The sequence below is a fragment of the Pseudomonas sp. GW821-FHT12A04 genome, assembly GCF_058807755.1.
In genome coordinates this window covers 68993-92241 of the sequence record NZ_JBXAQZ010000010.1, presented here as the reverse complement: position 1 = coordinate 92241, position 23249 = coordinate 68993, and the positions used below count along the sequence as shown (strand labels likewise).

18 protein-coding genes are annotated in these 23249 nt (G+C 62.1%); 11 read left to right on the top strand and 7 right to left on the bottom strand.

Annotation, left to right across the window (positions count from 1 at the left end):
* Positions 1-24: 24 nt before the first annotated feature.
* The 7 genes from AC1RS8_RS16885 to AC1RS8_RS16855 all read left to right on the top strand — a co-directional run bounded on the left by AC1RS8_RS16885 (position 25) and on the right by AC1RS8_RS16855 (position 9509).
* Complete coding sequence (locus AC1RS8_RS16885) at positions 25-1524, top strand: purine-cytosine permease family protein (RefSeq protein ID WP_489338826.1); 1500 nt, start codon at positions 25-27, stop codon at positions 1522-1524.
* Complete coding sequence (locus AC1RS8_RS16880; RefSeq protein WP_489338825.1) at positions 1521-2348, top strand: nitrilase family protein; 828 nt, start codon at positions 1521-1523, stop codon at positions 2346-2348. The genes AC1RS8_RS16885 and AC1RS8_RS16880 overlap by 4 nt, the downstream gene beginning before the upstream one ends.
* Before the next feature lie 100 nt (positions 2349-2448).
* Positions 2449-3471: a helix-turn-helix transcriptional regulator gene (locus tag AC1RS8_RS16875; protein WP_090456574.1), complete on the top strand. Its 1023-nt coding sequence runs from the start codon at positions 2449-2451 to the stop codon at positions 3469-3471.
* 202 nt (positions 3472-3673) lie between these two features.
* Positions 3674-5470 (top strand): amidohydrolase, encoded by a 1797-nt coding sequence (locus AC1RS8_RS16870; RefSeq protein ID WP_489340634.1) that lies wholly within the window; start codon positions 3674-3676, stop codon positions 5468-5470.
* A gap of 18 nt (positions 5471-5488) precedes the next feature.
* Positions 5489-7228 (top strand): amidohydrolase, encoded by a 1740-nt coding sequence (locus tag AC1RS8_RS16865; RefSeq protein WP_489338824.1) that lies wholly within the window; start codon positions 5489-5491, stop codon positions 7226-7228.
* Between the two features lie 106 nt (positions 7229-7334).
* A complete protein-coding gene (locus tag AC1RS8_RS16860; RefSeq protein WP_489338823.1) occupies positions 7335-8075 on the top strand; it encodes a TorF family putative porin in 741 nt (246 codons plus the stop codon).
* A 45-nt stretch (positions 8076-8120) separates the two neighbouring features.
* Positions 8121-9509, top strand: coding sequence for a purine-cytosine permease family protein (locus AC1RS8_RS16855; protein WP_150814729.1), 1389 nt, complete (start codon positions 8121-8123; stop codon positions 9507-9509).
* Positions 9510-9654: 145 nt separating this feature from the next.
* On the opposite strand, the gene AC1RS8_RS16850 is transcribed toward AC1RS8_RS16855, so the two are convergent.
* The 7 genes from AC1RS8_RS16850 to AC1RS8_RS16820 form a co-directional block, all read right to left on the bottom strand.
* Entirely contained in the window at positions 9655-10374 is a 720-nt protein-coding gene (locus tag AC1RS8_RS16850; protein ID WP_489338822.1) for a L,D-transpeptidase family protein, read from the bottom strand.
* Positions 10371-11129: a M15 family metallopeptidase gene (locus AC1RS8_RS16845; RefSeq protein WP_489338821.1), complete on the bottom strand. Its 759-nt coding sequence runs from the start codon at positions 11127-11129 to the stop codon at positions 10371-10373. Before AC1RS8_RS16845 ends, AC1RS8_RS16850 begins: the two co-directional genes overlap by 4 nt.
* Positions 11130-11162: 33 nt before the next feature.
* Positions 11163-12152, bottom strand: a complete 990-nt coding sequence (gene lipA, locus AC1RS8_RS16840; protein ID WP_489338820.1) for a lipoyl synthase — start codon at positions 12150-12152, stop codon at positions 11163-11165.
* A gap of 167 nt (positions 12153-12319) precedes the next feature.
* Positions 12320-13576 carry a serine hydroxymethyltransferase gene (gene glyA / locus AC1RS8_RS16835; protein ID WP_057714202.1) on the bottom strand — a complete coding sequence of 419 codons (1257 nt, stop codon included), beginning with the start codon at positions 13574-13576 and terminating at the stop codon, positions 12320-12322.
* A gap of 41 nt (positions 13577-13617) precedes the next feature.
* Complete coding sequence (gene gcvH / locus AC1RS8_RS16830) at positions 13618-14001, bottom strand: glycine cleavage system protein GcvH (RefSeq protein WP_057714203.1); 384 nt, start codon at positions 13999-14001, stop codon at positions 13618-13620.
* 404 nt (positions 14002-14405) lie between these two features.
* Positions 14406-15914, bottom strand: coding sequence for a transcriptional regulator GcsR (gene gcsR, locus AC1RS8_RS16825; protein WP_223532167.1), 1509 nt, complete (start codon positions 15912-15914; stop codon positions 14406-14408).
* Positions 15915-15982: 68 nt separating this feature from the next.
* On the bottom strand, positions 15983-16897 hold the full coding sequence (locus tag AC1RS8_RS16820; RefSeq protein WP_489338819.1) for a LysR family transcriptional regulator: 915 nt from the start codon (positions 16895-16897) through the stop codon (positions 15983-15985).
* A gap of 151 nt (positions 16898-17048) precedes the next feature.
* Here AC1RS8_RS16820 and speB point away from each other — a divergent pair, with 151 nt between their 5' ends.
* The 4 genes from speB to betA all read left to right on the top strand — a co-directional run bounded on the left by speB (position 17049) and on the right by betA (position 23176).
* Positions 17049-18050, top strand: a complete 1002-nt coding sequence (gene speB / locus AC1RS8_RS16815; protein ID WP_057714206.1) for an agmatinase — start codon at positions 17049-17051, stop codon at positions 18048-18050.
* Positions 18051-18103: 53 nt separating this feature from the next.
* Complete coding sequence (locus AC1RS8_RS16810; RefSeq protein ID WP_489338818.1) at positions 18104-19612, top strand: aldehyde dehydrogenase family protein; 1509 nt, start codon at positions 18104-18106, stop codon at positions 19610-19612.
* A gap of 283 nt (positions 19613-19895) precedes the next feature.
* Entirely contained in the window at positions 19896-21470 is a 1575-nt protein-coding gene (locus tag AC1RS8_RS16805; RefSeq protein ID WP_489338817.1) for a purine-cytosine permease family protein, read from the top strand.
* 17 nt (positions 21471-21487) lie between these two features.
* A complete protein-coding gene (gene betA, locus AC1RS8_RS16800) occupies positions 21488-23176 on the top strand; it encodes a choline dehydrogenase (protein WP_090457955.1) in 1689 nt (562 codons plus the stop codon).
* The last annotated feature ends 73 nt before the right edge of the window (positions 23177-23249 follow it).

The following is a 23249-nucleotide window of genomic DNA, read 5'->3' as shown; positions in this document are numbered from 1 at the left end:
AAACAACAGCATAGGAACAATCGTATGTCAGGTTCCCCAGTGTCTGCGCACGCCACCGAGGCGGGCGGCGGGTTGGCCATCGAAGGCCACTCCATCGATTACATTCCGGAAAACGAACGTCACGCCAAACTCAGCAGCCAGGGTCCATTCTGGTTCCTCGGCAATTTCCACTTCTTCACCATCTCCATCGGCTTTGTCGGCCCGAGTCTCGGCTTGTCGGCGCTGTGGACCATGCTCGCCGGTGCCCTGGGCATCATGTTCGGCACCATTTTCATGGCGTTCCACGGCTCCCAGGGCCCGGAAATGGGCCTGCCGCAGATGATCCAGTCCCGTGCGCAGTTCGGTTATCGCGGGGTGATCCTGGCGTTGATGGCGACGATGTTTGTGTTCGTGGGTTTCAACGTGGTGAACATCTCGCTGATCATGAACGGCCTTGAACATGTGTTCGGCATCGACCCGACCATCGTCGCCGTGGCCGTGGTGCTGATCGGCGCGCTGTTGTCGATCTACGGCCACGACCTGATGCACAAGGCCTTCAAGTGGGCCTTGCTGGCGACGTTGCCGCTTTACGCACTGGTGACCATCGCCCTGATGTTCGGCGCAGGTTCCGAAGGCGTCACCCCGGCAACCGACCTGGGCTTCAACTGGGTGGCCTTCGCCACGTTGTTCGCCATCGGTGCCAGCTACAACATTTCCTATGCGCCCTACGTGTCCGACTATTCCCGTTACCTGCCGAAAAACACCAGCCGGACGAAACTGATTGCGGCGGTGTTCATCGGCGCCTCGTTGTCGGGCAGCTGGATGATCGGCCTCGGTGCCTGGCTGGCGCAGCAATTGAAAGCGGCGGATGCGCTGGTGGCGTTGAATCAGGTCGGCTCGTCGATGATTCCGGGGCTGGGCAATCTGCTGGTGATCGTTTCGGTGGCGGGCTTCCTGCCGATCATCGCGCTCAACACCTACAGCGCCATGCTGACGCTGCTGACCGGCGTCGACTCGATCAAAAAAATCACCCCGACACCCCGCGCCCGTGTGCTGTCGATCAGTGTGATCAGCGTCATCCTGTTGACCTGCGTGCTGTTGATCAAAGGTGACGGCATCGCTCTGCTGAACACCTTCCTGGTGTTGCTGCTGTACTTCCTCGTGCCGTGGACCGCCGTCAACCTGGTGGACTACTTCTTCGTGCGCAAGGGCCGTTATGCGATCCCGCATTTCTTCACGCCAAAAGGCATCTACGGCGCCTGGCAATTTCGCGGCATCGTTTCGTACCTGATCGGCTTCGCCGCGATGGTGCCGTTCTTCTACATCTTCAACGCAGCGGCCAACAAGGAAGTGTTCGTTGGTCCGATGGCGCGGATGCTTGAAGGCGTGGACATCGCCTGGCTGGTGGGTCTTGTGGTGTCGGGGCTGATCTACTACCTGCTCAGTCGCTCGATTGATCTGGCCGCCGAACGCCGGGTGATCGACGCGCTGAGCGAAAGCGACATCGTCGCCATGACCCATTCATCTGCGGAGACAGTGCGTTGAACAACGCTAAAAACACAGTGGTCGCCTGCTGCCAACTGGCACCGAAAATAGGCGACCTGGCCTACAACCGCACGCTCACCGAACGCGCGATTCGCCAGGCAGCCTTTCAGGGCGCGCAAGTCGTCGTGCTGCCCGAACTGGTGCAGAGCGGCTATCTGTTTGCCGACCGCTTTGAGGCGCTGGGCCTGGCGGAAACCGTTGATGGTCCGACCTTGCAACTGTGGCAGGCCCTGGCCCGTGAGTTGAACCTGGTGATCGTCGGCGGCTTCTGCGAGCGCCTGCCCGCTGATGAATTGGCCAACAGCGCGGCGATGATCGACGCCAACGGCCTGCGCGCGGTGTACCGCAAGGCGCATCTGTGGGATGCCGAGAAGGACATCTTCACGGCCGGCGATGCGCCACCGCCGGTGGTCGAAACGCTGCATGGACGGCTCGGCATGCTGATTTGCTACGACCTGGAGTTCCCCGAGTGGGTGCGTCTTCCGGCGTTGGCCGGGGCCGATCTGTTGTGCGCGCCGGTCAACTGGCCCGACGGTCCGCGGCCGCAAACCGAGCGCCCGGCCGAAGTGCTGCGGGTGCAGGCCAATGCCTCGGTCAACCGCATGTTCATCGCCGCCTGTGATCGCTATGGCCATGAGCGTGGAGTCGGTTGGGTCCAGGGCTCGGTCATCGTCGATGCCGACGGCTACCCGTTGGCCGGGCCGGCGGAGCAGGGTGGCGAGCAGATGTTGCTGGCCACGCTGAACCTCGCCGAGGCGCGCAACAAGCGCATCAGTGCGCGCAATGACCTGCATCGGGACCGGCGGCCGCAGTTGTACGGCTGAGCGGTTGTTGTAACTGCTGATGTCACGGCGAACTGGACGCCATTCCCGGCGCTATGGCATCGTCCCGGCAACAGACCATGCAGTGAACGGGATCGCCATGATGGAGGAGGGGAACAAGGTCGGCGACGACGGGGCGTTGGCCACGCTGAAGGCGTTCAATCATTGCGTATTGCACCTGGGCCGGCTGGCGCGGGAGAGCGGGGCGTCGCGGTTCATCGCCGATGGCCTGCAGGCATTCGGTCAGCTGGTGCCCTTCGCATCTGCCTGGTGGGGCGAAATGTCTGCACCAGGTCCTGAGGTGCCCATGCAAAGCTGGATGCATGGCAGCATCAATCTTCCTGAATCCTTTGCCGCCGAATGGCATCCGGTGGCGGCCAACGATCAGTTCTCCTACGCCACGCTCAATCGTCCTGGTGAGGTGGTGTGCGACACGGGTTTCAACGACCCTTGCGAGGCGGTCAATGATTTCGCCCGGCGCTTCGACCTCTATCACTTGATGAGCATCACCTACGAATTGCCCGAAAGCGGCCTGATGTTTTTCGTCTGTCTCTACCGTGGTCAGGATGAACAGGCGTTCGAGGAGAACGAAGCCGAGCTGTTTTTGGCGTTCTGCGATCACCTGTTCCAGCTGTGGCGGTTTCAGGTGCAGGACATGATTCGCTTCGACAGCGAAAACGGCGCGAGTGATTTTGGCGTCGCGCGCATGGACGGCAGTCTGCTCTATGTGGGGGCCAGGTTGTGCGTCGCCATCCAGCGCGAACTGCCCGGCTGGAGCGGTTCCACGCTGCCACCGGAGGTAATCGCGCAATTGTCCAAAGCCCCCTGCGTGATCCGTCTGGGCCGCTGCGCCCTGACCCTGAGCCCCAACGCCGAACACGTCATCCTGTCCCTGGAAGCACCCTCGGGCGGGGACGGCCTGGCACCTCGGGAGCGCACGGCGGCGATGCTGTTCGCCGCGGGCCACTCCTACAAGGAAATCGCCAGGATGCTCGCCCTGAGCCCCGCGACCGTGCGCACCTACCTGCGCAATTGCTACTTGCAGCTCGGTGTGAAAAGCAAGGTGGAACTGGGCTCCGTCCTGCGTTCACCGGGTGCGCTGACGGAGTCCGTGCGCCGGGACTGATCCCCGCCGTTTCAATTATTTGCCTTACCCCTCCTCATTTGCAGAGGTCCATTCGCGCGCCGCGCCCTATAGGGTAGGCCCTGTCTATACAAGGGCTTGCGCAGTCGCTTCGGGCCGCTTCAAAACAATAAGAACAGGGGTGAGGCATTTGAGACTTTCCAGGTTGTTCATCGCCGTTGCATCGACAACGGCGTTTTCCTGCATGGCATTGGGCGCGACGCCCGCCGACACGGTCATGCGCAATGGCTACGTCTACACCGTCGATGGCCAGAATTCCGTGCAGCAGGCCATCGCCATTTCGGGTGGCAAGATCGTCTACGTCGGCAGCGATGCCGGGGTCGACGGCTACATCGGCAAGCAGACACAACTGATCGACCTGGCCGGACGCATGCTGATGCCGGGCTTCGTCGATGCACACATGCACCCCGGGGATGGTGGTCGCGCCATGACCTTGTGCGACCTGAAATACCAGACCATGACCCGCGCGCAGTTTCAGGCGAGCATCCAGGCCTGCCTCGATGCCGACAAGGACAAGGGCCCGGACGTCTGGCTGGAAGTGGGCAGCTGGGACCGCATGGGCATGACCGGGCTCGACGGCGACGCCGACAAATCGACCCTGGACGCGCTCAAGACCCAGCGTCCGATCCAGGTGCGCTCCACCGATTTCCACACCGTGCTGACCAACTCCCGCGGCCTGGAACTGGCCGGGATCAACAAGAACACCGCCGACCCCGAGGACGGCAAATACCGACGCGACAGCGCCGGCAACCCGAACGGTATTTGTGAAGACGGCGCCGCCGAATCGTTGGCCGCCGTGGTGCCGCCGGCGACCGACGCGGAAAAACTCAATCAGATGCGAGCGGCCCTCGACGCCATGCGCCAGCAAGGCATCACCAGTTTCTTCGATGCGCTGGCGGGGCCGGAAAACGGCAAGGCCTTCACCAGTCTGCAAAAGTCCGGCGAACTGACCGCCCGGGCCTTGCTGGCGATCAAGCTGGACCCGGCCGCCGCGGCCGCCAACCCGGTGAAAACCATCGCCGAGGCCAAGGCCCTGGCCAGCACCTACGACCAGGGCGACGTGAAGGTCGCGCCGGGCGTGAGCATGCGCCACGTCAAACTGTTCTTGGACGGCATCATCAATGCCCCGGCGGACACCGGCGCCATGTTGACCCCGTACCTGCACAACAGCGGCACCGACAAGGCGCCGCAGTGGACGCCGGGCAAGAACCTGGGCGAGCTGTACTTCCCGCCGCAGGTGCTCAATCCGCTGGTGCTGCAAGCGGTCAAGGCCGGTCTCGATCCGCACCTGCACGCCACCGGCGAGCGTGCGGTGCGCGATGCACTGGACAGCGTCGCCTACGTGCGCAAGGAACTGCCCGGTCAAGACTTCCGCCCGGCCATCGCTCACGCCGAGTCAGTCGACCCTGCCGATTACGCACGTTTCAAGGCTCTGGACGTCACGGCCACCATGTCGTTCCAGTGGGCGCAGCAGGCCCCGTCCACGGTCGACGGTACCAGCGATCACCTCGGTGCCGCGCGATTTGCGCGCATGGAACCCTCGGGCAGCATCGCCCATGCCGGCGGCCGTGTGGCCTTTGGCAGCGATTGGCCGGTCGATCCGCTGGATGAGTTCCTGGCGCTGAAAGTCGGTGTCACCCGTTCCGGCGACCCGAGCAATCCGCACAGCTATGGCCCCAAATATGCCGGGCGACTCAACGCCGATCCGGCGCTGTCGCGAGCCGAGGTGCTGCGCAGCATCACCCTCAGTTCCGCCGAACAGCTGAAGCTGGACGCGGTGCTGGGCTCGGTCGAAGTCGGCAAGTTCGCTGACCTGATCGTGCTCGACAAGAACTTCATGCAGGTGCCCGAGGAGGAACTGGGCCGCAATGACGTGCTGCTGACGTTGGTTGGCGGCAAGGTCGTGTGGGCCAAGGCGCCGTTCCTGGGACTGGCGCCACAGGTTGTTTCCCAAGTTGTCACTTCTCGATCCGTCCAATAAAAACTAGAGAGCGTTCCGATGCGATTTATTCCAAACCTGTTGGCCGCCGCGCTGGCCTTGTCGTCGGTGCAGGCGATGGCCGCCGCTGACCTGGTGTTGTTCAACGGCAAGGTCTTTACCGCCGAACCCGGCCAGGCGCTGGTGCAGGCTGTTGCGGTGCAAGACGGCAAGGTTCTGAAAGTGGGCAGCGATGCCGAAATCAATGCCCTGGCCGATGCCAAGACCCAGCGCATCGACTTGGCGGGCAAAGTGTTGATGCCGGGCATGATCGACACCCACAGCCACCCGGTGGTGGGCGCTTTCGACAGCATGAAAGCCAACCTGCTGGACGAGGTCAAACCCTTGCCGGAACTGGAGCAATGGTTGATCGAGGAAGACAAGGCTGGACGCGCACGCGCCGGTGATGTGATCAGCGTGGCCGGGGTCAGTTCGGCTTACTGGGAGAAAAGCCGTGAACTGGGCAAGGTGTTCAACCAGGGACGCTGGGCGGATCAACCGATTGTCTTCAGTGGCATCGACGGGCACACCGGTTGGGCCAACAACGCGATGCTCAAGCGCCTGGACATCGACACGGCGCTGGTCAAGAGCCTGCCGGAAAAGGAACGCGGTTACATCGGCCATGAAGCGGACTTCACCCCTAACGGCTACTTTGCCGAATCCCGCTGGGACGTGGTGCGTAACGGGATTCCGGCGCCCAGCCCGGAAGCCATGCTCAAGGCCGCTCGCGAGGCGGTGAAGATCAACAATCAATTCGGCGTCACCGCCTGGATGGACGCGGCGGCGAACGGCGGCAGTGAAGATTCGCTGTTCGATTTCCATGCCACCGCCGAAAGTGTCGGCGTGCTGCCGCTGTACAAGGAACTGGCGCAGAACGGCGAACTCAGTGCCCACGTCGCCGCGCTGATGGTCACCAATCCGAAGAGCAAACCTGCCGACCTGGAGGTGATCGCCACGGTAATGAAACAGTTCGAGGGCGTGCCTAACCTGACGTTCCCCGGCGTCAAGGTGTTTGTCGACGGCATTCTCGAATTCCCGGGGCAAACAGCGGCGGTCGTCGTGCCGTACAAGAACAGCCACAAGGACGGTCAGCTGCTGACCGACCCGGCGCACTTTGGCGAACTGGTGGTGGCAGCGGAAAAACGCGGCTGGATCGTGCACATGCATGCCGTCGGCGACCGCGCGGTGCGTGAAGCGCTCAATGGCGTGGCGTATGCGCGCAAACTCAGCCCGACACCCGTGCCCCACAGCATCGCGCACCTGCAACTGGTCAACCCCAAGGAGTTTGCGCGCTTCAAGCAACTGGGCGTGATTGCCTCGATGCAACTGCTGTGGGCCACCGGCGAGTCCTACACCGTCGAACTAGTCAAACCTTACATCAGCGCCTTTGCCTACGGTTACCAGTATCCCGCGCGGTCCTTGCATAACGCCGGCGCGACGATTGCCGGTGGCAGCGACTGGCCGGTGTCGAGCGCCAATCCGTTCAACGCCATTGCCCAGGCCAGCACGCGCAAGGGTCCGTTGGGCGTACTCAATGCCAAGGAAAGCATCGACCGCCAGACCATGTTCTACGCCTACACCATCAACGCGGCGAAAACCCTGCGCCTGGATCAGCAGATCGGTTCGCTGGCACCGGGCAAGCAGGCCGACCTGATCATCCTCGACCGCGATGTGTTCAAAGTCAGCGATGACGAACTGTTCGAAACCAAAGTCCTGAACACCTTCTTCGCCGGCAAGCAGGTCTACGCCCCCGCGTCCTGACCTGCGTACACCCAGCACACGCAAAAACCGCCAGCCCCTCGTAGCGCGAGGGGCCTGGCATCGCCATGCCTGAAATTCCCGTACGCCATAACAACAAGAGAATTGTATGAACGCACTTTCAGCATTGACCCTCGCGACACTGGCATTGATCCCCCTGAGCAGCCAGGCCCTGACCCTCAACGATGATTTCAGCCTGGACATGACCCTGGGCGTCGTCAGCGACTACCGTACCCGGGGCATCTCGCAAACTTTGGGCGATCCGGCAGTGCAGGGCGGCGCAACGCTGTTGCACAGCAGCGGCCTCTACATCGGAGCCTGGACCTCCAACGTCGATTTCGGTGGCGGCTTCGATACCCGCCAGGAGCTTGAGTACTACGCCGGTTATTACTGGCAGGCGACGGATGCCATCAGCCTGGATCTGGGCTACATCAAGTACGACTACCCGAAGAATTCCGAATTCAACCTCAGCGAGGTCTACGCCGTCCTCGACCTGTACGGCGTGAAGCTGGGTGCCTATTACTCCAAGGACACGCCGAACTTCTTCGGCGAGGACCAGGACACCCTTTACACCTACCTGGGCTACAAAATCGATTTGCCGGCCGAAGTCGGCCTGGACCTGCGCTTTGGGCGCAACGATGTGAATGACCCCGCGTTCTGGTCCGCCAATGGCGATAGCCGTGAGTCTTACTACGAGTGGGAAGCCAAGCTGACCCGCGACTTCGTCGGCGTCACCTGGGGCCTGAGCTACGTCGACACCGACTTGTCGAAAAGCGAGTGTGCCAGTTGGTACGGCTATGACGACCTGTGCTCGGCCACGGTCGTTGCCAGTGCCACCAAGACCTTCTAAGTTCAGCCCCGACAACAAAAACAGTTCCTCAAAGGAAAAACCCTCATGAGTGCGCAACGCAGTCCCCTGATCGAGACCCGCTCGATCGATTTCATTCCCGAGGCTGAGCGACACGGCAGTCTCTATAGCCAGTTCACCCTGTGGCTCGGCGCCAACCTGCAGATCACCGCCATCGTCACCGGCGCCTTGGCCGTGGTGCTGGGCGGCGATGTGTTCTGGTCGCTGATCGGCCTGTTGATCGGGCAAGTGTTGGGCGGTGCCGTGGTGGCGCTGCACGCGGCGCAGGGGCCGAAACTCGGGCTGCCGCAGATGATCTCCAGCCGAGTGCAGTTCGGGGTGTATGGCGCGGCGATCCCGATTGTCCTGGTGTGCCTGATGTACCTGGGGTTCAGCGCCACCGGCGCGGTGCTGTCGGGGCAGGCGATTGCGCAATTGATCAGCGTCAGCGACAGCGCCGGCATCCTGATTTTCGCGGCCTGCATCGCGTTCCTGACGATCTTCGGTTATCGGGTGATTCACCTGGTCGGGCGGGTGGCCAGCGTGCTGGGCATCATCGCGTTCGCCTACCTGTTCACCCGGTTGATGACCCTCAACGACATCGGCCTGCTGCTCGACAACCGGCATTTCGGCTGGAGCACCTTCCTGCTGGCGGTTTCGCTCTCGGCATCCTGGCAGATCGCCTTCGGCCCCTACGTGGCGGACTACTCACGTTACCTGCCGAGCAAGACCTCATCGTGGAAAACCTTCGCCGCCGTGGGCCTTGGCACCGTACTGGGGGCCCAGACTTCGATGGTGCTGGGGGTGTTCGCCGCCGCACTGGCCGGGGCGAACTTCCGTGGTCATGAAGTGGCGACCATTGTCGGCCTGGGCAGTAGCGGTGTGATCGCGTCCTTGCTGTACCTGAGCATTGTGTTCGGCAAGGTCACGGTGTCCACCCTCAACGCCTATGGCAGTTTCATGTGCATCGCCACCATCATCAGCGGCTTTCGTCGTCGCCTGGAAATCACCGCCCGCCAGCGCATGCTGTTTGTGCTGCTGATCGTCGCGGCGTCCACCGCCCTGGCATTGCTGGGGCAGTACTCGTTCCTCAACTCGTTCAAGTACTTCATCCTGTTTTTGCTGACGTTCTTCACCCCGTGGAGCGCGATCAACCTGGTGGATTACTACTTCATCAACAAGGAACGTTACGACATTCCTGCGTTGTCCGACCCGAACGGTCGCTACGGTCGCTGGAACGTGCTGGGGATCAGCGTGTACGTGATCGGCGTGTTGATCCAGTTGCCCTTTGTCGACACCCATTTCTACTCCGGGCCGATGGTTGCGCAACTGGGCGGCGTGGACATCTCCTGGATCGTTGGGCTGCTGGTGCCGGGTGTGATTTATTACGCGCTGGCCAAGCCGTCGATGAGTGGCGTGGTGGTTGAGCGGGGTTAAATCCCGCATTTGTGGCGAGGGGGCTTTTGTGGCGAGGGGGCTTGCCCCCGTTGGACTGCGTAGCAGTCCCTTTTTTGGGTGCACTTCGTGCCCCAACGGGGCGATGCGGCGTTCCGACAAGCCCCCTCGCCACAGGGTTCAGCGTTTACTCGCGTTCGGGAAGTTCCCAGCGCTGGCGCAACTGTTCGTACTGAGCTTCGGGCAGTTGCACCAGCATCGGGAATTTTCCCGGGTCCAGCCAGTTGAACAACCGCGCGATATCCGCCGGGTCCATGGCCGTACAGCCACGGGTCGGCGCCGTGGGTCCGCGCCAGATGTGGAAGAAAATGCATGATCCGGCAGCGGGAGTGGCCAGGGTGTTGTGCCGGATGAAAATGCCCTGGCGATACAAGTCATCGCTGCGGCGCATGCGTTCGGAACTGTTCCAGTCTCTTGCAATGACCGAGCTGTCGACCAGCTCGTTGTAGCGAGCCGACTGGCTGTCGTCCACGCATTCGATGGTCGCTGTCAGCGCCAGGTAGGGCAGGCGGGTATTGGCCGAAGGCTCGTAGCCAAACGCCGTGCCCAGGCTGAACATCCCGGCCGGCGCCTTGCCGTCGCCTTCCTTTTTGATCGGCCCTTCAGGTCGCCCGGGGTTGAGTTGGCCCTTGCCCCAGCCCATGCCATTCTTGCCGAGCACCACTGCAAAGGGCGCTTCGAATTTCTGCAAGGTCTGCCCGTGCCGTTCATAGCGCTGGGCAGTACCCTGGATGTCATCCCAGCCTTTACTGGTGACCACGATCAGTTGGTCACTGCCGTCGAGTCCCTGGGCCATGGCGGCCAGCGGAAAAAACGCCACCAACAGGGTCTTGAAGAGAATGTTCATGGTGCGAGCGGCGTGATGGGGAAGTTCATGACGTCCGGCTTCGGCGGATTCCCGCTGTACGTGAAGTGCCACCACTCGGCCGAATAACCCACAAAGCCTTCCTTGGCCATGGCACTGGTCAGCCGCTGGCGATTGGCCTTGGCCGTGGCGTTGATCAGCGCCGAGTCGGTGTGCGCCCGCTCATCGAAGCAATCGAAACCGGTGCCCATGTCGAGCGCGCCGTCGTGCCAGCGCTCGCCGTAGGGGGCGGTGCAATCCGCCGGTATCGCCGAAGGTGTCCAGGTGCCGGCGGGCAGGGCGTCGGGGCCGGTCAGGGTCAGGTCGACGGTGTTGCCTCGGGAGTGATTGGACACCCGGGCCACATAACCCAGGCGCCAGAAGTCCTGCTTGTCGACCCGTGGATAGAACTCGGTCTTGAGCGGGTCGCCGGGTTCGCTGGCGAAGCGTCCCATGTCCGCCACCGCGCGGGTCGGGCGATAGCAGTCGAATACCTTCAAGCCGTAGCCTTCGGCTTTCAGTGAGTTTTGCACTCGGGCTAACGCCTTCGCCGCGTCCTGCGACAGCAGGCACTCCGCCGCCTGGTAGCCGTCGAGCGGGTGCCCGGTGAAGTTGTGCGCGCTGGCGTAGCGGATGTCCTGCGCGATGCCCGGGTCGACGCTGCGCACATACACCATGTGCCCGGGTTTCGACTCGTCGGCCATGCACGGCGTGGCAAGGCTCAGGCACAGCAACAACAGACAGGGTGAACGCGACATCGGGAACGGCTCCATGCATGACCAGTCATTCCATCATGGCTTGAAACCGTCCGTACCTCCATGAAGTTGTTGATCGGCGTGATAGGACGAACGCACCAGCGGCCCGGACGTTACGTTCTTGAAGCCCATGCGCGTGCCTTCTTCGGCGAACCAGGCAAAGGTGTCCGGGTGCACGAAGCGCTGTACCGGCAAGTGACTGCGGGACGGTTGCAGGTACTGGCCGAGGGTCAGCATGTCGATATCGTGCTCGCGCATGCGCTGCATGACTTCGATGACTTCTTCGTCGGTCTCGCCCAGACCCAGCATCAGGCCGGACTTGGTCGGAATGTGCGGCATCATCTGCTTGAATTTCTGCAGCAGGTCCAGCGACCACTCGAAGTCCGAACCCGGCCGCGCGGCCTTGTACAGGCGCGGTACCGTTTCCAGGTTGTGGTTGAACACATCCGGCGGCTCATGGGCGGTGATCGCCAGGGCCACGTCCATGCGTCCGCGATAATCCGGCACCAGGGTTTCCAATTGAATGCCGGGCGACAGCTTGCGGATCTCGCGCAGGCAATCGACAAAGTGCTGGGCGCCGCCATCGCGCAAATCGTCGCGGTCCACCGAGGTGATCACCACGTACTTCAGGCGCAGCTCGGCGATGGCCACGGCCAGGTTCATCGGCTCGTTGGCGTCCAGTGGCTTGGGCCGGCCATGGCCGACATCGCAGAACGGACAGCGACGGGTGCAGATGTCTCCCATGATCATGAAGGTCGCCGTGCCACCGGAGAAGCACTCGCCCAGGTTCGGGCAGGACGCCTCTTCGCAGACGCTGTGCAGCTTGTGTTTGCGCAACAGTTGCTTGATGCGGTCGACCTCGGGAGAGATCGGCATGCGCACGCGAATCCAGTCGGGTTTGCGCGGGAATTCATCCGTGGGAATGATCTTCACCGGAATCCGCGCAACCTTTTGCGCACCGCGCAGTTTGGTGCCGACCTCTACTTTGGCTGGACCTTTTTGCGCCGCTTCAGCAATGACAGTCATGGTTTTTCCTTGTGCAGACAGCTAATCAGGCAGGGCACAGAACCTGTGGGAGCGAGCTTGCTCGCGATGGCGGACTTTCATTCAACATCAATGCTGAATGTATTGGCCTCATCGCGAGCAAGCTCGCTCCCACAGGGTTTTTCCCACAGGGTTTTTGTGTGGTGTGATCAGTCGCGATAGACCGGGAAGTCGGCACACAGGGCGGCAGCCTGCCGTGCGACATTGGCCTCGATATCGGCATCGCCCAGGTGATCGAGGATGTCGCAGATCCAGCCGGCCAGGGCAATGCTCTGCGCTTCCTTGAAGCCACGGCTGGTGATCGCCGGGGTACCGATGCGCAGGCCGGAGGTCACGAACGGCGATTGTGGATCGTTGGGCACGGCGTTCTTGTTCACGGTGATGCCGGCGCGACCGAGGGCGGCGTCGGCGTCCTTGCCGGTCAGGCCCTGGCGGATCAGGCTGACCAGGAACAGATGGTTGTCGGTGCCGCCGGACACCACGTCATAACCACGCTCGATAAACACCTGCGCCATGGCCTGGGCGTTGCGGATCACCTGCGACTGATAGGTCTTGAATGCCGGCTCCAGCGCTTCCTTGAAGCACACGGCCTTGGCGGCGATCACGTGCATCAGCGGGCCACCCTGACCACCTGGGAACACCGCGGCGTTGAGCTTCTTTTCCAGTTCCGGATTGGCTTTGGCCAGAATCAGACCGCCACGGGGGCCGCGCAGGGTCTTGTGGGTGGTGGTGGTGACCACGTCGGCGTAGGGCAGGGGATTGGGGTACAGACCGGTCGCCACCAGGCCGGCGACGTGGGCCATGTCGACGAAAAAGTACGCGCCGACCTTGTCCGCGATCTGGCGGAAGCGCGGGAAGTCCAGGGTCTTCGAATAGGCCGAGAACCCGGCGATGATCATCTTCGGCTTGTGTTCGACAGCCAGACGTTCGACTTCGTCGTAATCGATCAGGCCCGTGGTGGTGTCGATGCCGTATTGCACGGCGTTGTACAGCTTGCCGGAAAAGCTCACCTTGGCGCCGTGGGTCAGGTGACCGCCGTGGGCCAGGCTCATGCCGAGCACGGTGTCGCCGGCTTGCAGCAGGGCCAGATAAACCGCCGCGTTGGCCTGGCTGCCGGAGTGCGGCTGGACGTTGGCATAATCGGCGCCGAACAGCTGCCTGGCGCGGTCGATGGCCAATTGCTCTACCACATCGACGTGCTCGCAACCGCCGTAATAGCGCTTGCCCGGATAGCCTTCGGCGTACTTGTTGGTCAGGCCGCTGCCCTGGGCTTGCATCACCCGCTGGCTGGTGTAGTTCTCCGAGGCGATCAGTTCGATGTGGTGTTCCTGCCGCGCATCCTCGGCGTTCATCGCCGCCAGCAGTTCGTCGTCGTAGCCTTTGATCTGGTCGTGCTTGCTGAACATGGTGTGGTCCTTTTTCGGATTCGGGAAATGCGTAGGGGGCTTCAAGCGTCGGCGTGTTCTGCGGTCAGGCGTTCATAGGCGTCTTGATCCAGTAGATCGCTCAACGCCTGGACATCGACCGGTTTGAAGCGAAAGAACCAGCCTTCGCCCAATGGGTCTTCGTTGACCAGTTCCGGGGTGTTCTCCAGTGTCGCGTTGATCTCGACCACTTCACCGTCCAGCGGCATGCCGATACTGCTGGCGGCTTTCACCGATTCCAGCACCGACACTTCAGCGCCTGCATCGAAGGCGCCCAGCTCAGGCACCTGAACGAATACCACATCCCCCAGCGCCTGCTGGGCAAACGCCGTGATGCCGACGGTGACCAGGCCATTGCTCTCAAGGCGCAGCCATTCGTGATCGACGGTAAAACGCAATTCGCTCATCTCAACTCCTTATTGTTTTAAGGCTCGTGGCGGGGCGACGAGCGGGGTTGGAGGAGTGAGAGCAAGGGTGGTGCCAATGTTTTTTATTTGTTTTAAATCAATAGGTTGAGTAGTTTGTGCGGAGTTTGTGACATCTCGCTCGTATTGAATTCAATACAAGCAGGTATGGCCTTGGGGGCAAGCGCCGTGATTGCAGGCGTGGAAGGGATTGTCTTGATTTCGCTACGCTGTATCGATTTACAGACGAAGAATTCAGCAACACCACTGATCCCCTGTGGGAGCGAGCTTGCTCGCGATTGCGGTGTGACAGGCAAAATTGATATCGACTGACACGGCCTCATCGCGAGCAAGCTCGCTCCCACAGGGGAATGTGTTGTCTGTGACAATGTGTTCCGACAGATCACTCAGGGCTTGGCGGGAATGCCGTACTTGCGCAGGCGAATGGCAATGGCGCTATGGGACGTCTGCAATCGTGCAGCGAGCAACCGGCTGGACGGGTAGCTGCGATAAAGCTGTTCCAGCAGATTCTTTTCAAAGTCACCCACAGCCTCTTCCAGGCTACCGACTTCGCCGTCATTTTGCCGCTCTACCGCCGTGCGGGCGATGTCCAGATCGTCGATGTCTACCAGCGGATTTTCGCAAATCGCCGCTGCACGGAAGATCACGTTCTGCAATTGCCGCACATTGCCCGGCCAGCGGTTGCCGAGCAGGGCGCTGAAGGTGCTCGGTGCCAAACGACACGCCGGTCGCTGGATCTGCGCACAGGCCTGTTGCATGAAGTGATTGGCCATCAACAGGATGTCGTGACCGCGCTCGCGCAGCGGCGGTACTTGCAGGTTGAGCACATTGAGACGGTAGAACAGGTCTTCGCGAAAACGCCCTTCGGCGACCATTTTTTCCAGGTCGCGGTGGGTCGCGCTGAGCACCCGCACATTGACCCGGACCTCTTTGTCGCCACCGACCCGACGGAAGCAGCCATCGCTCAAAAAACGCAGTAACTTGGCTTGCAGGTAGGGCGACATTTCCCCGACTTCATCGAGGAACACCGTGCCCTGGTCGGCCAGTTCCAGCAGGCCGAGCTTGCCGCCCCTTTGCGCACCGGTGAAGGCGCCGGGGGCGTAGCCGAACAGCTCGCTCTCGGCCAGGCTCTCCGGCAGTGCCGCGCAGTTCAGGGCCAGAAACGGCGCATCGTGCCGTGGGCTGATGGCGTGGCAGGCGCGGGCCACCAGCTCCTTGCCGGTGCCGGTTTCACCCTGGATCAACAGCGGCGCATCGAGGGCCGCCACTCTTTGCGCACGAGCCTTGAGCGCGCGAATCGGCGGTGATTCGCCCAGCAGTGCATCGAAGCCTTCGGCATGGTCATGGTGCAGCGCCGACAGGCGTTCGCCGATGCGATTGGGTTGATACAGGGTGAGCAGGGCGCCGGCGTCGGTGATCGGCATCGCGTCCAGGAGCAAGGTCTGGCCACCGAGGCTGACCTCGTGCATGGGCAGGCGGAAATGGTGAGCGATCAAGGTGCGTTGCAAATCGGCATCGTCGAACAGCGCGGTCAGCGATTCACCGGCCGGTTCGCGCCCGCACAGGGCGATCAACGCCGGGTTGGCCAGCAGCACATGACCTCGGTCATCCACCGCCAGCACCGGGTCTGAACTGGCTGCCAGCAACGCGTCCAGTTGCAGGCGCCGGCGTTGCCCCGGAAGGATGTCGACCATGGTCACCGCTTGCACGCCGCGCACACCGAAAAGCGCCTCGCGCAACTCCTCCAGCACCTCGGCGCCGAGGGTTGGCGCATCGATGTAGACGTTCGGCGGCACCATCTCCACAGCGTCCAGATTGAAACTGCGTCCACCGAGCAGGGCCAGCACTTCCTGGGTGATTCCGACGCGGTCGATGAAGGTGACGTGGATGCGCATGACGGGCCTGCAAGGTTGGCGAACCGAATCAGTATGCCCGGCAAAATTTGAATTTGGCGAGTGTCACCTCACGGCTTGCCGGTTTTACGGGTGCTGGCGGCCAGGTCCTCGAGGAACGCCTGGAGGATCGGTGGCGGTGCCGTGCCGCGACGGGTGATCACGTCGAACGGCGATTTCAGGCGCAGGCTTGCGGGTGCCAGTTGGTGCATCTCGCCGCTTTTCACCCACTGGCTGGCGAAGTGCTCCGGCAGGAAACCCACATAAGCGCCGGAGATGATCAGGATGGCCGACGCCTCGATGTTGTCCACGGTGGCGGCCGCCTTGCTGACGCCCAGGTGTTCGAGGTCGTATTGCTGCATGTAGCCGCGCACGACGATGCGCCCCGCGCCGACCTCTTCGAGCAGCTCGGCGCCCTCGGCCTGGCTGCCGAACAACGGGTGTCGCCGGCCGCAATACAAACCCAGCGCTTCCTGGTACAGCGGTGATTGCAGCAGGCCCGGCACATGGATCGGGAAGTGCCCGATGGCCAGGTGCAGGCGACCGTCGAGCACCCGTTCTTCGAGTTCCGCCGGGGTGCCGACGTACACGTTCAGGTGCACGTCATGCCCGCGGGAGACGAAGCGCTGTGTGGTGCGCGGAATCGGCGAGTCGGGGTCGGTAATCGTGGTGTCGATGATCCCCAGGTTGAGCTTGCCGCTGATGTGTTGCTTGAGCACGTCGGCGTCCATGCAGAAGTTTTCCACCGCCGACAGCAGGCGCTGGGTGGCTTCATGAATCGCCACCCCTTGTTCGGTCAGGCGAAACCCGCTGCGCCCACGCTGGCAGAGTTTCACCCCAAGACGGGTTTCCAGGTGGGTCATCTGTTCGCTGATGGTCGACTGCCCGGCATTCAACGCCGCCTGCGCGGCCGAGAAGCCACCGCAGCGCACAATCGTGGCAAACACCCTGAGCAGTTTCAGGTCGACGTCGTGCAGCTGGATCATCTTGGACCTCCGGCATGTGGATGCATCGGGAATGCCGATATGAGTATCTGATGTTTAGCATTTTTTCCACGAAAACCTGCGCCCATAGTCTTTCCAACGGCGGTCGCCTTGCAGTCCGTCAAGCCGATAACAAGAAGTGGAGAGGCTAGAAATGTCGAACAACGGTTATGAATCCGGTCGCCTGAACCTGCCATTCGTGGGTCATTGCACCTTTGGCAAATCCCCGGTGTGCACCGATTGGGATGCACTGGATGCCGACGTCGCGGTGCTCGGCGTGCCCAACGACATGGGCACCCAGTGGCGCTCCGGCGCACGCTTCGGACCACGCGGGATTCGTGAAGCATCGACGCTGTTTTCCTTCGGCCACGCCGGCGCCTACGATCATGAAGATGACGTGATGTACCTCACCGCATCGGACGTGCGCATGGTTGACGTCGGTGATGCCGACATCGTCCACACCGACATGGCTACCAGCAACAAGAACACCGAGTACGCCGTGCGCAAGATCCTCGACGCTGGTGTCATGCCGGTTGTTCTCGGCGGCGACCATTCGGTGCACGCACCAGTGATCAAGGCCTTCGAGGGCCGTGGCCCGATCCACATCATTCACTTCGATGCGCACCTGGACTTCGTCGACGAGCGCCACGGCGTGCGCTACGGCCACGGCAACCCGCTACGCCGTGCCTCGGAAATGAACCACATTGTCGGCATGACCCAAATGGGCATTCGCAACGTGTCGTCGTCCAACCGTGATGACTACGAAGCGGCCCACGAAGCCGGCTCGAAAATCCTCTCGGTGCGCGATGTGCGTCGTCTCGGTGTCGAAGGCGTGCTGGCGCTGATCCCGCAGAACATCAACTACTACATCACCATCGACATTGACGGTTTCGACCCGTCCATCGCCCCCGGCACCGGCACCCCGAGCCACGGCGGCTTTCTCTACTACGAAGTGCTGGAAATCATCCAGGCCCTGGCCAAGCGCAGTAAGGGCAACATCGTCGGCATGGACCTGGTGGAAGTGGCTCCGGTCTACGACCCGACCGGCATGACCTCGATCCTCGCCGCGCAACTGCTGCTCAACAGCATCGGTTTCATCTTCCACGAGCGAGGCAAGGTGCGGGCGGCCGCCGAAAGCGAAACCGCATCAGCCTGATCATCGAAACCAGTGACCCGGCAGGCCCTGACTGCCGGGCAGAGAGAACAAAAATGGACACGATCGTCAAAAGTTACCTGCAAAAATTCGGCGTCAGCGAAGCCACCCAGACCTTCCTTAGCAAGGTCCAGAAAATGTTCATCGGCGGCGCCTGGGTCGAGGCCAGCAACGGCGAAACCTCCGATGTGATCGAGCCCTCGACCGAAGGCCTCATCACCCGCATTCCCATGGGCACCACCGATGATCTGGACCGCGCCGTGCAAGCCGCCCGCGCCCAGTTCGACGGCGGCGCCTGGCGCCAGGCCAAACCCGCGGAACGCGAGCGCATGATGCAGCGCCTGGCCGACCTGATCGAGCAGAACGCTGCCGAGCTGGCGCAAATCGAATCCATCGACATGGGCAAATCGGTTGCCTTCGCCAAGGACGTGGACATCCAGGGCACCGTGGATACCCTGCGTTACTTCGCCGGCTGGGCCACCAAGCTGCACGGCCGTACTGTCGAACCTTCGCTGCCGGGCAACTACCTGGCCTATACCCGCAAGGAAGCGGTAGGTGTGGTCGGCGCCATCGTGCCGTGGAATTTCCCGCTGCAAACCATGGCCTGGAAGCTCGGCGCGGCGCTGGCGACCGGTTGCACCGTGGTGGTCAAGCCCGCCGAACTGACTTCGTTGTCGGCCCTGCGTTTCGCTGAACTGGTGCAGGAAGCGGGCATCCCTGACGGCGTGATCAACATCGTCACCGGGCGCGGCAGCGTGGTCGGAGCGGCCATGGCCACCCACCCCGGCATCGACAAACTGACCTTCACCGGATCGACCCCGGTCGGCCAGACTGTCGGCCGCGCAGCGCTGGATGACATGAAGCGTCTGACCCTCGAACTCGGTGGTAAATCACCGGTCATCGTCTGTGCCGACGCCGACATCCCGGCCGCCGCCCAAGCAGTCGCCAACGGCGTGTTTTTCAACTCCGGGCAGGTATGCGACGCCGGTACACGGGCCTATATTCATAGCAGTGTCTACGACGAATTCCTGCGTGAGCTGATCGCCTACACGCGCACCCTGAAAATGGCCTCGGGCCTGGACCCGGACTGCTTCATCGGCCCGCTGGTTTCGGCCCTGCAAAAGCAGCGCGTGACCGAGTACATCGAAACCGGCAAGGCCGAAGGCGCCGAACTGGTCTACGGCGGTCAACCGGTCGATGGCCCTGGCTTCTTCGTCGAGCCGACCATTTTCGCTAATTGCCGCAACGACATGCGCATTGTCCAGGAAGAGATCTTCGGCCCGGTGCTGGTCACCGCACCGTTCGACGACGAGGAAGAAGCGCTGGCCCTGGCCAACGACTCGCCATACGGCCTGGCTGCCGCACTGTATTCCAACGACCTCGGGAAAGTGCACAGCCTGATCCCGCGCCTCAAGGCCGGTTCGGTCTACGTCAACGCCCACGGCACCCTCGATCCATCGATGCCGTTCGGTGGCTACAAGCAGTCCGGATTCGGCAAGGACCTGGGCGCCGAGCAGCTCGACTACCTGCTCGAAACCAAGGCGGTGTGGATCACGCTGCCTTGAGTCAGGGCTGACTCAATTCCTGTGGGAGCGAGCTTGCTCGCGATGACGGTTGCACATTCGACATCTGTGTTGCCTGACCCTCCGCTATCGCGAGCAAGCTCGCTCCCACAGGTTTTCGGTTCCAGCAAGAACGCCAGGTAGGCACGGGCAACACTGAACCTGTGGCGAGGGAGCTTGCTCCCGCTGGACTGCGCAGCAGTCCCATTTTCAGGGCCACAGGGGAGTCGTTCACCCGAAAGAACGCGGTTATCTCGTCATGATCTTCCAACAATAAGAGTCCGTCATGAACACTAACGCCAAGTCCGCCACGAGCGTGTCCGCCCTCGACGAAAAATCCGTCGTCGAGGGGCATTCGATCGACTTCATCCCCGAGAACGAGCGCACCGACAAACTGTCGAGCCAGGGCCCGTTCTGGTTTCTCGGCAATTTCACCTTCTTCACCATGACCATCGGCTTCGTTGGCCCGAGCGTCGGCCTGACCGCGCTCTGGACCACGCTCGCCGGCACGCTGGGCATCATGTTCGGCACGCTGTTCATGGCGTTTCACGGCTCCCAGGGGCCGCACCTTGGCCTGCCGCAGATGATCCAGTCCCGTGCGCAGTTCGGTTATCGCGGGGTGATCCTGGTGCTGCTGGCGACGCTGTTCGTGTTCGCCGGCTTCAACATCGTCAACCTGGTGCTGATGATGCAGGGGCTGCACACGCTGTTCGGCTTCAACCCCGCAGTGATCGCGGTGGCGGTGACCATACCGGCGGCGGTGCTGGCGATTCTCGGCCATGACTGGATGCACCGCAGCTTCAAATGGGCGTTGTTCCTGTCGCTGCCGCTGTATGGCCTTGTCACCGTGGCGGTGTTGATGGGTTGGGTGCCGGACGCGGTAATGCCGGCGCTGGCGGCGGGCGAAGTGGCCCGGGAGCCGCTGGGTTTCAACTGGACCGGTTTCATCGCGCAGTTTGCGGCGGCCGCCAGCTACAACATCGCCTATGCGCCTTATGTGTCGGACTACTCGCGCTACCTGCCGAAGAATACTTCCAGCGGCAAGCTGATCGCCGTGGTGTTCCTTGGGGCGTCGCTGTCCGGTGCGTGGATGATTTCCGTGGGTGGCTGGCTGGCCGATCACCTGCACTCCACTGACGTGCTGGTGGCCCTCGGGCAAGTCGGCAACACCGTGTCGCCGCTGGTGGGCACGGCGGTGGTGGTCGTCACCATCCTGGCGTTCCTGCCGGTGATCGCGATGAACATCTACAGCGCCAAGCTGACCACGCTGACCTGCGTCGACTCGATCAAGCACATCGAGCCAACCCGCAAGGCACGCATCCTGGCCATCGGCTTCGTGATCCTGCTGCAACTGGGCGTGGCCCTGAGCATCCAGAGTTCCGGCAAAGGCCTGTCGGTACTGGGGATCTACCTGGTGGTGATGCTGTACTTCCTGGTGCCCTGGACCTCGGTCAACCTCACCGACTACTTCTTCGTGCGCAAGGGCCGCTACGCCATCCCGCACTTCTTCATGCCCCACGGCAACATTTACGGCAGCTGGGGGCTGCGCGGTATCGCCGCCTATGCCATCGGTTTTATCTCGATGATCCCGTTCTTCTACATCTTCGACGGCGTTGAACAGCGCGAGGTGTATGTCGGTCCGCTCGCCAAGGCGCTGGGCAGCATCGACATCGCCTGGCTGGTCGGGCTGATCGTATCGGGCCTGGCGTACTACTGGCTGAGCCGCTCGATCGACCTCAAGCGCGAAGAAGCGGTGATCCAGCAGATTGAGAAAAACTCCCCGCAATACACCACCGGCGACACGCTGACCCACAAACAGCAGCCACTGCCGGTATTCACTGAATCAACGGTTGGGAGATAGTCATGACCACGCAAAAAATGGCTACGCAAAAATACGACTACATCATCATTGGCGCAGGCTCGGCAGGTTGTGTGTTGGCCAACCGCCTGAGCGAAGACCCGGCCACCTCGGTGCTGGTCCTGGAATTCGGCGGCAGTGACAAGAGCGTAGTGATCCAGATGCCGAGCGCATTCTCGATCCCGATGAACACCAAGAAGTACAACTGGCGCTACGAAACCGAGCCGGAGACCCACCTCAACGGCCGGCGCATTCACTGCCCGCGAGGCAAGGTGCTGGGCGGCTCTTCGTCGATCAATGGTCTTGTGTACATCCGTGGCCATGCACTGGACTTTGACGAGTGGGAATCCCTGGGTGCCGAAGGCTGGGGCTATCGCAACTGCCTGCCGTACTTCAAGCGCGCCGAGAGCTACGAGTCGGGTGGTGATAGCTATCGCGGGCAAACCGGGCCGCTGCACACCACCAACGGCAACCATATGAAAAACCCGCTGTACGGTGCCTGGGTCGAAGCCGGTGCCGAAGCTGGCTACATCAAGACCGAAGACTGCAACGGCTACATGCAGGAAGGTTTCGGCGCCATGCACATGACGGTGAAGAACGGCGTGCGCTGCTCCACGGCCAACGCCTATCTGCGCCCGGCCATGGGCCGTCCGAACCTGACGGTGATCACCCATGCGATGACGCGCCAGGTCATCCTCGAAGGCAAGCGTGCGGTGGGGGTCATGTATGACCACGGCGGCCAGACCCACCAGGTGTATTGCAACCGCGAAGTGCTGATCTCGTCCGGGCCGATCGGTTCGCCGCACCTGCTGCAACGCTCGGGCATCGGCCCGGCGGACGTCCTGCGCAAGGCCGGGATCGGCGTACGCCATGACCTGCCGGGGGTAGGGGAGAACCTGCAGGATCACGCCGAGGTGTACATCCAGTTCGGTTGCAAGGAGCCGGTGACCCTCAACAGCAAGATGGACCCGCTGAGCAAGCTGATGATCGGTCTGCGCTGGCTGCTGTTCAAGGACGGCCTGGGCGCCACCAACCATTTCGAGGCCGGTGGTTTCATTCGCTCCGAGAAGGGCCTGCGCTGGCCGGACATCCAGTTCCACTTTTTGCCGGCGGCGATGCGCTACGACGGCAACAAACCGATCAAGGGCCATGGCTTCATGGTGCTGACCGGGCCGAACAAACCGAAAAGCCGTGGTTATGTGCGCGTGCGCTCGGCCGATCCGTACGAGCATCCGGAAATCCGCTTCAACTATCTGGAGCGGGAAGAGGACCGCGAAGGTTTCCGCCGCTGCATTCGCCTGACCCGCGAGATCATCGGCCAGAAAGCCATGGACCGCTTCCGCGACGGCGAGATCGCCCCGGGCGCCCAGGTGACCAGCGACGAAGACCTCGACGCCTTCGTGCGTGACAACCTGGAAAGCACCTACCATCCGTGCGGTTCGTGCCGCATGGGCGAGGACGACATGGCGGTGGTCGATTCCGAATTGCGCGTGCGTGGTATCGCCGGTCTGCGGGTGATCGATTCGTCGGTGTTCCCGACCGAGCCGAACGGCAACCTCAATGCGCCGACCATCATGCTCGCCGAACGGGCATCCGACCTGGTGCGTGGCGTGCAGATGCTGCCGTCGGCGGATGTGCCGGTGGGGCTGGTCGAGGGCTGGGAAAGCAGCCAGCGTACTTCGCTGCCGGGGCGTAATGTGCGGGTCTGACCGCAACCTGCAAACCAATGTGGAAATCTAATGTGGGAGCGAGCTTGCTCGCGATGGCGGAGTGTCAGGCAGC